This window comes from Chryseobacterium artocarpi, from assembly GCF_001684975.1.
GTDB lineage: Bacteria > Bacteroidota > Bacteroidia > Flavobacteriales > Weeksellaceae > Chryseobacterium > Chryseobacterium artocarpi.
This window is the reverse complement of record NZ_MAYH01000001.1, coordinates 458,079-470,830: the sequence shown is the minus strand read 5'-3', so window position 1 is coordinate 470,830 and position 12,752 is coordinate 458,079. Positions and strand designations below refer to the sequence as shown.

The window sequence follows — 12,752 nt, the reverse complement described above, 5'->3', positions numbered from 1 at the left end:
ATCACTACAGAATATATCATTCTGAATTGTGAGATTTTTTCAGATGTTTATTTACCTCCACAACCATTTATAATTGCAGACTGGATGTCACTTGCCTTATAACTTGCGTTCCAAGAACCACCTGTTCCTGTAGCTAATTCTTGCCAGATATACACTCCGTTTATAGCTGCATTTACTCCTGATCCTAATACAATCACTTTAATTGATCTGGCAATACATTCATTCTTCAGCCTGTTTATTTCGTTAACATCAGCAGCAGTAGCTTTATCATCATCTCCTCCAGGAACTTCGTCTGTAATAATGATAACATATTTAGCTACATTATTTCTGAATGCTCCGGCGATATTGTGCTCTATAACTCTGCTTAATGCCATATCGGTAGGCTCTGGTCCTCCTACTCCATATCCAAGGCTTAATCCACCTCCTGAGTTATTCAGTTTTCCAAGCTGCATAGTAAATGATGAAACGTTATTGTCTTTCATCACTTCCATTGCAGTGATCCATTGAGAAGTTGTAGGTCCGTTATTAATAAATTTCTGAGCTGCAGGTAAGCTTGTATAAGCAGGAACTGCTCCATAAGGAGACTCTGCTCCTCTTCTGAATTCATCTGCCAATACGATTCCTAATCTATATGCATTAGGCTCGGACTTTTTACGAATAGTTTCTACGATATCACTAGCTCCAGCTTTTGCTTCCTCGATCTGATATGCCATACTACCTGTATAGTCAAATATAAACACAACGTCCATACCTGAATCACATGGCGGCGGTGCAATAGTGATTGTAACTGTCGCAATATTACTGTCAAATTCACCATCGTTGATGTAATATGTGAAGGAGTCAGTAAGGTTTGTTGAACCATTATGTTTGTATTTAATCGTACCATCACCATTTAAGCTTGCTGTTCCATGAGTTGGCTGAGTTTTTATAAATACCGTTAACGCAGTATTTCCTAGGTCATAATCGTTAGCTTTAACTGCTATGTCAACAAATCCTCCTACTTCTGTTGAAGCGTGATCATTCACTGCTACCGGAGGTGACTTAACGTCGATAAATACCGTTGCAATATTACTGTCATCTTTACCATCATTAACACAATAAGTAAATGAGTCTGAAAGATTTGATGATCCATCATGGGTATAAACGAAAGTTCCGTTATTGTTTAAAATTACTGTTCCATATGAAGGATCTGATTTTTTAACAACAGTTAATAGATCGTTATCCGCGTCATAATCGTTGTCCAGAACAGATATAACGATTGTTTGCCCATGCATACATGAAACTTTATCATCCACAGCAATAGGTGGAATATTTGGTTTCCCTTTAGAACAACATACATACGGCAATGAGAAGTCTGCAAGCACCTGACTATTGGTTTCATCTTCGTAAATTAAAACAAAGGTTCCCCCCGGCTCTACTCCTGCCATGTGTTCTAAGCCTGATTTTCTCTCTAAAAACTCGCTTAAAAGCTCAGTTACCACTTCACTTTTCCTAGGATCTTCTTTTACAACAGTAATCCCGTCAGATGGTCCTTCTTTTGAGAATTCAGCTTTATTTAATAATTTTAATTTCTCGTCTAGTCTGGAGAGATTCAGCAGGGTACTTTTAGCGTCACCTTTATCACCACTGATCTCGCTGGAAATTGATTCTAATTGTTTTCTAAGTTCGTCAATAGACACTGTTTTTTCTCTTGATTCTTCACCGCTAGGTTTTCCTCCTTCTTTTAAAAACAATGCAATGACATCGAAACCTAATCCGTATTTCGCTTTAAGATCATTGATATTTTGTAATGCCGTTTTATAAGGCAGACCTAAGTGACCTTCAATTCTATAGAAGTCATTGTTATCAATGTTATAATTCAATGGATTCTGAACGAAATCATCTTCCGCCAGATTGGCTGTGTGATAGCTCAAGTTGTAAGTTTCTCTATCTGTTTTTGTTTTTTCATAGTTCCATTGAGTCAATAATGGTGTATTGACATTATAGTAATAAGGGATTGCTTTATCCCCCAGCCTTACATTAATATTGGAAGGGGTAATTTTAATCGCCCCGATATAGGTTTGGAAACCATTTACTTTCTGCACAAAACGATTGGCAAGCATCATCACTCTTTCATAGTTCTCATCATCATTTGTTGTAATAGGTGAATTATAGAAACCATGACGGAAATCTGTATGATCTCCCAACTGCAGCTTAGCTCCTACAGGTCCCAGCATAAGATGTTTTGGGAATGCTGCTATATCCGGACAGCATTCAGCATTAAGACGTAATAGCAATCCTTTAATTTCGTTGTAGGTATCTATAAGATCTTTTAATAAATCATATCTATATTGGTAATCATCCAATCTTGACCTTGTACTATCCAATAAGGAGTTTAGTTTATCATAAAGCGTCTGCCCTCCCAGGTTCATACTTACGCCAAGTGTAGCTGCAATCATATCAAAGCCCTTACTAAGGTCTCCCACAACGGTATTTGCTTCCTGGAACTTAATTTTTAACTGCTTTGCTTTTACAATACTAGGATCAAGAATGATTCTTTTATTTTCTATCTTTGGTAAGTTATCAAAAAGTGTTTCGTAAGCATTATGAACTCTGTAAATATTGTCTTTTGCATCACCTTCAGTCATAAGACCAGAGAGTGACGCAGGATCTGCTAAAAGCACTTTAAGATTAGAGATCTGCTCAGATCCTGTATGATCACAGTCTGCATCCTGACAAGGGTTTTCGTCATTCGAATAACTTTCTAAATAAAGAATTACAATTTTATCAAATAGCTTATCAATATCTTTTACAAGCTTAAAGCTTACGGCAATGTCTTTAGGAAGTTCCGCATATTCACTTTCTGTAATTAATTCTAAAAGAGGAATCTGGTTCCCTGCAATACGAAAGTTTTTATATTCAGCTACATCATCATATTCTCTATAATACTTATAAAAGTTAGTATTAAAGTTTATCGCAGCTACTGATGGCGTATATGATCTTCTTAGCATAATCAGGTCTCCGTCTGTAGTAACTCCGGCTCCTTGTGTAATGGCAAGGGTATTGCTGTTATCTTCTCCAGGTCCGGGTCTTGTTTTTCCTAGCTCTCCAGGCACTAAAACAGAATCTACGAAACTTGTTTTAAAACCACATACGATTCCTACACCATTCAGACGTGTTCTTGACAATCTGTCCTGATCTTCGAAATAATCTAAAAATTCGTTTAATTGCCCTTCTGTTAACGCCTGATTATCGTTGAACTTTCTATATTGGGTTGTTACATTATCTAATTTGGTATTCATTTTTTATCAATTTTATATAAGTTTGATTGTCCTAATATGATCTTTCCGTCTAATATGTCACTATCATCCGCGGCACAGTCCAGAAGCCTTCCTGGTTTATAGATATTATTTAAGTTACCCAGTGCATCCAATAAATCTGTAATGCTGTTTCCTAGGTTCTCAGTATTGTTTCTTGATTTATCTGAGAGATATTTTTTATAGGCAGCTTCAAATTCTGCCAGGTCATTCTGTGCTGCTTGCTTTTCGCTCAATCGATCTCCTACCCAGCAAATTTTTGCCAGAATATGAGCAGGAATTTCCTGTCTGATCACGGTCTCTGCATAACGTCTGAAATCAGGATCCTGAAAACGATAAGCAAAGCCTGGAAGAACAACACTTACGCGGTAAGAATAAGGATCATAAACTCCGGCTTCACAACCTTCACAAGATGACATAAGAGCTTCTGAATAATCTTTCGAGCCTGTTGTAGAATCTTTTTCTACAAGGTCATATGCAACTTTAAAAGTTTCTCCGATTGCCATACAGCCAATACCTCCCATCAGCTTATAATCTTTAGCGGTTGGCTTCAGCAGTAAGTGTTCAACAAGGAAAATACCTTCTTCTGTGAACTCATATTTAAAATACTTTACTGTTTCTTCGATTCCGTCTGCCAGATCATTTAAAGATGCATAAGGGTTGGTTTTCTTATGGGTAGCAATTACATTTTTCTTTACAGGATCGTCTACAATTTCAAAATAGTAGTTTCCGCCTCCTGAAAGATTAATTTTTATATTTCCTATGATATCACCTTCATATTCACCCTTTTTCAATTGTTCCAATGCATTTTCAAGGTCTTCCTGATCTATCTGAATGGTCTGATAGATTGCATCATTCAAATTCTGGGTTGCAATATGTTCAAGTTTGTAGCTGTTTACAGATGATAAGATAATATTCCCTTTACTATCTTTTATTTTCCAGGTATAGCTTTTCTTCCCTTCATTATCTTCTGTTACAATGATTGAGACCGGAGATTGTGAAAGATTTCTCTGTCTGTAATCTTTGATTCCAAGCAAACGGGCAACTCTTTTCTGAACACCGGAAACGTTTTTACTATTCCAGATATCCAAATCTCCAATCAATGTATAGTTATATCCTAAGCCTCTGTCTTTACTTAATGAAGTATATTCTTTTAAGAAGTTCTCTTTGTTCATTAAAACAATTTCATCGGTAGATTTTCCGTACAATGATTTCATTAAGAAAGTATAATCACTGAATGTCTCAGCAAAACGGGAAATTAAGTGATCTAAAACTTCATTTCTACGTTCAACACTGTTATCCAACTCTCTATATAATGAATCGGTCAGCTTATCATCACTTTCAGTATCATACTCATGGACCAGTTCATCAAAACCTTTAATATCTTTAAGGGCTTGCGTGAAATACGTTCTTTTTAAATTACCATTAACACTTAACACTTCTTTGATCTTCTCAAGGTGTTTGAAGTAACCGGCAAGGATCTGGTCAAAAAACAACAGGTAACCCTTCATTTGTTTAGCCAAAGCTTCTCTCTCCGGGGTTTGATTTCCTATAATTCCTGATTCTCCTACTCCATAAGTATCGGGGAATTCATTCAGAATGGTAGCATAATTTGCTATATCATATGAAGTTCCCTTCGGTAAGGCTAATTCTTTATTTTGTTTTGCATCATCTCTGAGTACTTTTTCTTCTCTTTTAAGAGTTTCTAAGTAATCCTGAACTTTTTTCTCATTGATGTTCAAAGGAAGTGAACCTTTGCTGTAACTGAATGAACTCAGCTCGCACATTTCCGGTTTTCTTCCTTTTTCAATGCAGATCATCCAATCATTATTTTTTCTGATCACATTGTCACAACCTGCAATAGAAACGTCATGAATCTCTTTAACACCATCAATCTTCATAATTTCACTGATGATATCAGAAAGACGAACTTCTCTTCTCAACTGGCTGTTTTTAAGCTCTTCAGTATCAATAAAACCGTTATTCAAAAGTGGTCCTTCAAAAATCTGATCTGTGCTCAGACCTTTTTCAAGCATTTGTTTCAATGAATAGAAATGAACCTCAGGAGACAGATAGTTATTGATCGTTCTTATTACTTTTGCATGCACCAATTCTTCATCTGCTTTACTTACAAGTCCGATACGGGCACATACCGCTACTTTTTGAGTTTCAACTTTTTTAATTTCAGCCAAATCTTCACAAAGCCCTCTATTGGAATGATAACGATCTAGTATTTGGGTATTTACATTTGATTTCTCACACCCCACTCCATCAGCATCAATTTCTTCAGCATAGTCTACGTAAAGGTCATACAAGCCTTTTATATCAAAGCTTTTATTCTTTTCTCCTATAGGTTTAAAGTCTAAGTTCCCGGTTTTACAATCAACGTAAAGCTTTTCGGTTTTGGGAACCAACCAACAATTTCGGATCGGTCTTACAATCCCTCCAGCCATGCTGATATCGATAAACAGTTTTCTGTAATCCAGCTCAGTTAAAGGTCTTGAAGGTAAAATTTCCGTAGCCTTCAGGAACTGTGTATGAATGTCCTTTTTTACATCATTGGATGCTAAGATATCTTCCATGTTCAGGTTCATTCTCATTCCAAGATCCGTTATGGCATAGCTTAAAACTTCCAAAGTGGTGATCCCGGGATCATGAGAGTTATAATCGGTCCAAAGTTTCCCGCCTAACTTTTCTATGTATTCAATCCCTGTTTTGCGTAGAAAATGAAAATCTGTCTGATCCCCGGTTTCTATATTTTTTGATATACTAATATGTTTATTTTCTGACATGATTATGTTTCTTCTTATTTATTATTAAATACATACCTGATCTGTAATAGTAACATTATGCTGCTTGGCTGATACCAAAATTGATTTCGGATCTACTTCGATTAAAGATTGTCTCTGTATAATATTATTTACCAGGATTTTAACTTCATCAATGTAATCTACATAATACAGCTGCTCCAGGTAGTTAATCAACTGATTAACATTCAACTCCACATTAAAATCTATATCTTTAGTATCTGTGAATGCCCAAGGCGATATGTATTTTTTAATATCTTCGTCCAGCTGCTTGAGGTAGAATGTTTCATCATACTGTTCGAAGAACTTCACCTTTGCCTGTACTTTTGCTTCTTGATAGTTAGGGTTAACCACTTGAGCTTTTACATGCATTGTATTCAATTCATTGATGTAATTTTGAATTTTATTCAAAGTAGCCCGGCTTACTCTTGGCTGATAGACATCAAAGGCGTTTTTATTCTTAATATTCGGTACTACCATTAGAGTTACATATCCAGGAGCCATATAGGATATTTCGGAAGTGTGGTTTAAACATTTTACTTTAAAAACCTCCGGGAATTCCTGCAATACAAGCTGTTCGTAGTCCCATTGTGTAATAGCTCTGTGCTTGTGTCTCAATCGCTCACTTACACGTCTGTAAAACTCAGCATCTGTTTCTTTATATTTACCGTCGAATGAGTTATACGGCTGATCTACTGATTTTACCTGAGCGACTCTTGTAATCAGCTTAGAAATGGTTTTTGCTGCCAATCCGTTATTAAGATGAGACAAGTCATTGTCCTGATTCTGGAATGTAGCTGCAACTGCCTGAGTATAAATTCCCTGAATTTTGCATACCGCATCGTAACTTCTTTGTGATTTTGCTCTGATCCAGACTAATCCGTTGGTAAATCTTGTATGGTTTGTATTGATATCCTTAGGAACTTTAAACTTTACAATCCCCGATTCAAGGAATTTTCTGGTTTCATTCTGCAGCATATAATTTGATAAGCTCTTCCAGGTATCTCCTGAAAGGTAATGCCATTCTATAAATTCTTTTTCAAGAAAGGAATCCACTAAAGGATTTTCGCTTCCTTCCAACATCTGAATCAATAATGAAACTGTGGTTTGAGGTATTGCTTCCAATCCGATGTATAATTCACCTCCGTTTTGATGTACCGGTACAATTGCTTCTTTATCAGCTTCTTTCTCATATTGTCCAAAAGCGTCTTCATGATATACCTCTACTTCTTTAGTTTTTGAGGCAACTCCTGCAGAACTGATATCCAGATAAGAATATGCTGTTTCCTTTGCACTGTAACTCAACTCTATATCTTCAGCAAGAGGAATATAAGGTTCGTTTGGAATCAGCTTTTTATATTTTGGATCACTTGAAAGTGTCAATGTATAGAGTTTCGGATATACATCCTGTAATGATGACTGGTTCAGGGTTAATCTGATGATTTCACTTGCTCCTGCCTCATTATTTAAATTATTTATGGAAAACTGGGTTCTGTAAGCGTTGTCCACTTTCTTAAATACATCAATGCCATTGGCTTTAGAATACCAGACTTCCTTATGTAGCAAATCTACATCGGCTTTAAAATAAGAATCAGAACCTACGATTGATGGGCTTTCAGATGCTTCAAAATCACTTAAGCTGATGTTCTGATTGGGCTGAATTACATATCCGCCATATAAGTCTTTGATGGAATCCGGAGTATTTTTCCAGTTTATCGTAATGTCTGCATTCTGCCATTTTTTGGAAAACATTTCAGGACATTTGATGAAAAAATTGGATCCTTTAATAGGCTGTGCAGTGAAAGGATAATAAGGCTTTTCTGAATTTAGTTCACCATTATCATTTTCAATCTGAATTGATTTCATCCCTTTTACATCAACTGCAATTTCAATGTTTTTTATCTGTTTTTCTGAAAGTCCTTCGTAAACATCATAGTATTTTTCTCCTTCGATCATAAACCTTACGATAGGGAAATTGGTTTGAAATGTTTCAGAAAGTACATTTTTATCATATTTTACTACGGAAGGGAAATCTTTAGATAATGTAAAAGAAAGTACTAATCTCTCCTTTTCGTTTTTAATACATTTTAAAACAATACCGGATAACCATTCTTTTTCTCCGCTGCAAAGCACCTTGATATTATTTTCAATATCTGTTGTTGAAAGGTTATATAATTTCTCATCCGAATTTTTATTAAAATCAATCTTAAGGGTTACTGTTCTTTCACCTTCTTTCAAATCAAATAATGGTGATGCTATTGAGAATCCCAGTTTAGCTTTGGGAAGATCTGTATAAATGGATTTATTTGATTTTGCTTCATCAGAATTATATCCAAAAGGCCACCAATAATTGCTGTTTTCCGGCAATTTATCACCTAATCCGTCTGCAGAGTTTGCTACGGGAGCCATTTTCAGTTCTCTTTTTTCAGCATCATTTAAGAAGCTTTTGATCTCAACTACTTTTGCCTGATTGGCAATAAGTTCGTCTCCTGTTTTGTAGATTCTTTTTTTTCCGCCAGCGTCTTTACCGCCATCCAGCAATGTACCTGTTGGAATCTTTTCCTGAATTGCCTTTTTTGCGAGTTCAAAAATCACATAAGCTTTGTCTGCTTTGGCTTCATTTTTTTCAATTTGAAGTATTTCGTTGTAGTAGAAATCAAGATGTCTTTTGGTAAGGTTATTGAATGCTTTTTTTGAGAAATCCAATAATTTCAAAAAGCATACAAATAATGTCAGGTGTGGAGTCAGACTGCTATCCTGTTCAAACTGGGACATAAGATCTGCAACCTGTTTTTTCATACTTTTATACTCAACGCTTTCTCTACGTGGGATTGCTTTGGTATCATCACCCAGGAAGAAGTTTCCCCATTTTCCTTTTGGTTTTGTATTATCACCTTTGTCAAAATAGTGTACACTTCTGGCAAAATTGTTTGCGAATAATAGCCAATCAAACAAATCGAAATCGTGTAATTCAAGATTGTCAGGATCTAGTTCTGCTAAAAAGCGCTGCATTTGTGATTTTCCTTCACGATAATGTGAAAATGTATCTGTTTTTTTCATTTGTTTATATTTATCTTTCTATGGTCAGATGCAATACTTAGTGTAGTGTTTGGTAGTATTCAAAATGGCTACAGACATCCCGTAATTCATTATATTTCGGTAGCTTCTCCTTTGTAAAAAGGGAAAACCATATTGCTTCTTGTATTAGTATTTCTTACTTCGTAGTCAACTTCTATCAAAACTTCTCCCTGAAGTTCTTCCTGGGTATTGATTTCAATACTTAGAATATTAATTCTGGGTTCATGATATAAAATAGCACGCTCGATGATTCCTTTCATTTGGGTAATCAGCGTTAAGTCCAGAGGTTTAAAGAGCATTTCATGCAGATCACATCCGTAGTTTGGAAACATTACCCGTTCACCCGGACGTGTTGACAGTAAAATCATAAGGCTATTATTGATGTCTTCTACATCTGTGGTCATTGCCAGTTTTCCTTCAGTCTCGTTAAACTCAGGTGGAAAACTCCAGCCTGTTCCTAAAAAATCTGTATTTATTTTCATACGTTATTTGTTATATTTAATGTTAACATCTTGCATCTGCTGCATAGATTTTTTGGTTATTTTAACCGTATTGTTATTGATGTTTTACATTGTAATTGTAGCCGGATAATTTTTCGGTATTATCCGCCTATTAAAACAGTAGCTTCTCCAGCGGTTATTACTCCTCCATGAGCGGTAGAATCTCCCATTCTTGCGGCTGGTTTACCACCTATCAACACACTTGAAGAGCCTGATGCAATAGTATCCATAGGACCTGTGCACATTGCTTTATCTCCTACTCTTGCTGCCGGCATTCCGCCAATAAGTACAGTAGGCTCTCCCGCCGGAATGATAGGACCGCCTACATGGGGAACATTTCCCGTCACCATGGGACAAGTGTGCATATCTGTAATTCTTGCTGCTGGTTTCATAATGATTAATTGATTTTAACTTGTGATCCTTTTACTACTGTTACAGCTCCGGATTTAAGCTCTGTACCGGAACTTCCTTCGGCTTTTAGCTGAGCGCTAGCCTTTACATTAATATTCTTTCCTTCCATATTAATGTTACCTTTTGCTTTGATCTTGATGTCTTTTCCACTTTCCATACTAATACCGTCTTTGTTGAGAGTAAGAATATTAGAGTGTTCATCTTCAATTTTAATAACATCAGCATCTTCGTCCAAGATCACTTTTTTGCCTTTTGGTGTTTCAAGGGTGTATGAAATTTTGTCGTCATTAAAGATCATTTTCATTTCACTTCTGGTGACAAATCCTTTTTCATGATTATCATCAGAGGCTACAATGGGAGCTGGTTTTGTACTGCTGTTTAACATTCCGAGTACAACGGCATCATTGGGATCATCATTAATGAATCCGATAATGACCTCGTCTCCGATTTCCGGTCTGAAGAATGATCCTCTGTTTTCTCCTGCATCAAGTGTAGCTACACGTGCCCAGATTCCTTCTTCTTCATTATTAATGATCGGGATCTGTACCAGAATTCTATCTTCGCCGTCCGGATCTGATTCTAACTGAGAGACTTTTCCTACGTGTAATCCGCTTATTGCCGGAATAATTCCTGAACCTGGCATTTCACTTACGTCATAAGTTTCTGAAAACCATGTTGGAGAAAGCCCAAACTGAGCATCTACAAGCCAATTTCCATCCGCTATTTCGTGACGGGCGCCTGTTACGTATATTTTCCCGTTGAATCGGTTTCCTACTCCTTGCAATGTCAATGAAACTCCTGGTTTTACAGATGGAATTCCCTGGAATTTTACTCTTCCTCGTGTTTTTGCCAGCTGTTGGAAGGTTGCTTTAGCATCTCCCCATTCCTGTAATTCGCTTTGAGTAAGATTTCCGCCATGTCTAAGTTGTAAATCTTCTATTCCAAAGACATCTGCTAAATCGCCTGATGAAAGATCTCCATTGAGCTTGATTGCAGGATCCTTAGCTTCTACTTCTGTCAGCTCCTGATCTGTATAGCTCCATGTTTTGGCTGTAATCTTATTAAACTGGTCTCTGGCGTCAATTTCCCCATCAAATTCATGTACTGATGATCCATAAACCACTGTTTCTACGGCTTCTCCACTAAAATCGGGTTTAGCAATTTTGATGGTTCCGTCTTCAACGAAGCAAAGTTTACCATTTGCCTGTGCTCTGGTTAGCATGAAGTCCCAATCGGATGCTCTGTACTGAACCAGTTCTTTATGTGAGTTGGAAGTAGCTTCTACATCAGCAGTAAGTCCGTTATTACTGATCAATTCTTCAATTACGTCGCTATCTGTGCTTTCATAGAAGTATTTGCTTTTTCTCCCTAAGGTCATTTTCACAGCCTTATCCCTACATTCTATGATGAGGTAGGAAGAACCGTTTCTCACTTTTATATTATGCTTTACAACAACTCCTTTAAAAATGGTTTCTTCTTCAGAGTGATAACCTGCTGTGATTTCGATTTCTTTTCCTGGAATTAAAAGATCTTCATTACTTAATTTGAAGTCTTGATCGGGTGCACTTCCATCTAAAATTACAATGCGGGCGTAAGGAATTCTGTTGACCTCTTTTTCTACAACAATGCTTTTCACACCATATTTGCCTGGTAATTCTGTACCTCCGGACATCACTTTAAAAGTTATTAAGTCTGGATTTTTTGATGTTTGTATGTATCCGCTATTGTTCATATTATGATATTTTTTCTATAGGTGGAAAGAAAAGTTCCTGCCCTGGTTTTAACTGTCTAAAATTGATAAGACCATTTATTTTAGCTACTTCCAGATAGTACTTAGAGTCTCCATAAATTCTTTCAGTCATTAAAGGCAATGTATCACCGTCTTGTACTGTTCTTTTATGCGTGAGATCCGGAGAGCTCTTTTTTAACCTTGCTGCTTCAAGCTCCTGACTAACAGCCCCTACAAAAGTTGCTTTTCCAATGGCTCTTAAAGGAGTTCCATCATTATTAAATAACTTATAATCTATTGTAAACTCTGAAAGAACACCTTGATATTCAAATTCTCCCCAATTAACAGTAACATTATAAGGTTTATGAATTTTACCATCATAAGTTCCCGTAGCTATATAAAAGTTAGCTATTTGATCTAGTACCGCTGTTTTTGCAAAAGGTTTTTTATTTTTTATTTTGTTTATTAAGGTATTTCCAGAATTTAATTCTGTAACACCTGTTCCGTCAAATAAAAATTCTAATTGTAAACTTGGGGGTAGTGATTTGCTGTGTTGTGATTCGCCTGTGGTTCCACCTACTGGTATCTGATTATTATATTCTATCTTATGATTTATAGAAAAACTAGTCGGATTTATCAAAACATAGAAAGGATTATCAGCGCCGTTTGGGAATTTTCCTATTTTTTTATCTGATGCATATGTAGAGTCTTTATAAGCTGTTATTCTTAACTTCTTGATTTTATCTATCATTATCTTTCTTTTTTACGTTGTTGAATATTTACTGCCTGCTCTACACTTTCACTCACTGCTCGAATAATTTTAGCTTCATCCACCGATTGAGTAGTTGTCGTTGTTGTTGCTTTTTCGTCCACATTTATTTTAATGTGAAGCTCTTTTATTTCTATTGGCATTTCGTTTATTTTTAATCAA

At 36.2% G+C, this 12,752-nt stretch carries 8 protein-coding genes; all 8 read right to left on the bottom strand.

The genetic code is table 11. The annotated features are described in order from the left end of the window. Positions 1 to 47 precede the first annotated feature (47 nt). Positions 48 to 3,281: an Ig-like domain-containing protein gene (locus BBI01_RS01990; protein WP_065393010.1), complete on the bottom strand. Its 3,234-nt coding sequence runs from the start codon at positions 3,279 to 3,281 to the stop codon at positions 48 to 50. Continuing rightward, entirely contained in the window at positions 3,278 to 6,088 is a 2,811-nt protein-coding gene (locus tag BBI01_RS01985; RefSeq protein WP_065393009.1) for a baseplate wedge protein, read from the bottom strand. The genes BBI01_RS01990 and BBI01_RS01985 overlap by 4 nt, the downstream gene beginning before the upstream one ends. Before the next feature lie 24 nt (positions 6,089 to 6,112). Continuing rightward, complete coding sequence (locus tag BBI01_RS01980; protein WP_065393008.1) at positions 6,113 to 9,163, bottom strand: baseplate J/gp47 family protein; 3,051 nt, start codon at positions 9,161 to 9,163, stop codon at positions 6,113 to 6,115. Positions 9,164 to 9,252: 89 nt separating this feature from the next. After that, positions 9,253 to 9,663 carry a GPW/gp25 family protein gene (locus BBI01_RS01975; RefSeq protein ID WP_065393007.1) on the bottom strand — a complete coding sequence of 137 codons (411 nt, stop codon included), beginning with the start codon at positions 9,661 to 9,663 and terminating at the stop codon, positions 9,253 to 9,255. A 119-nt stretch (positions 9,664 to 9,782) separates the two neighbouring features. Beyond that, complete coding sequence (locus BBI01_RS01970; protein ID WP_065393006.1) at positions 9,783 to 10,073, bottom strand: PAAR domain-containing protein; 291 nt, start codon at positions 10,071 to 10,073, stop codon at positions 9,783 to 9,785. Between the two features lie 5 nt (positions 10,074 to 10,078). Then, positions 10,079 to 11,824, bottom strand: a complete 1,746-nt coding sequence (vgrG, locus tag BBI01_RS01965) for a type VI secretion system tip protein VgrG (protein WP_065393005.1) — start codon at positions 11,822 to 11,824, stop codon at positions 10,079 to 10,081. A 1-nt stretch (position 11,825) separates the two neighbouring features. Then, on the bottom strand, positions 11,826 to 12,572 hold the full coding sequence (locus tag BBI01_RS01960) for a CIS tube protein (protein WP_065393004.1): 747 nt from the start codon (positions 12,570 to 12,572) through the stop codon (positions 11,826 to 11,828). After that, positions 12,572 to 12,733, bottom strand: a complete 162-nt coding sequence (locus BBI01_RS22660; RefSeq protein WP_165602204.1) for a DUF5908 family protein — start codon at positions 12,731 to 12,733, stop codon at positions 12,572 to 12,574. Before BBI01_RS22660 ends, BBI01_RS01960 begins: the two co-directional genes overlap by 1 nt. Positions 12,734 to 12,752: the final 19 nt, after the last annotated feature.

Excerpts from the sequence above, each read along its gene's own strand:
- BBI01_RS01985 (WP_065393009.1), bottom strand. The coding sequence starts at position 6,088 with ATGTCAGAAAATAAACATATTAGTATATCAAAAAATATAGAAACCGGG.
- BBI01_RS01970 (WP_065393006.1), bottom strand. The coding sequence starts at position 10,073 with ATGAAACCAGCAGCAAGAATTACAGATATGCACACTTGTCCCATGGTG.
- BBI01_RS22660 (WP_165602204.1), bottom strand. The coding sequence starts at position 12,733 with ATGCCAATAGAAATAAAAGAGCTTCACATTAAAATAAATGTGGACGAA.
- BBI01_RS01975 (WP_065393007.1), bottom strand. The coding sequence starts at position 9,663 with ATGAAAATAAATACAGATTTTTTAGGAACAGGCTGGAGTTTTCCACCT.
- vgrG (WP_065393005.1), bottom strand. The coding sequence starts at position 11,824 with ATGAACAATAGCGGATACATACAAACATCAAAAAATCCAGACTTAATA.
- BBI01_RS01960 (WP_065393004.1), bottom strand. The coding sequence starts at position 12,572 with ATGATAGATAAAATCAAGAAGTTAAGAATAACAGCTTATAAAGACTCT.
- BBI01_RS01980 (WP_065393008.1), bottom strand. The coding sequence starts at position 9,163 with ATGAAAAAAACAGATACATTTTCACATTATCGTGAAGGAAAATCACAA.
- BBI01_RS01990 (WP_065393010.1), bottom strand. The coding sequence starts at position 3,281 with ATGAATACCAAATTAGATAATGTAACAACCCAATATAGAAAGTTCAAC.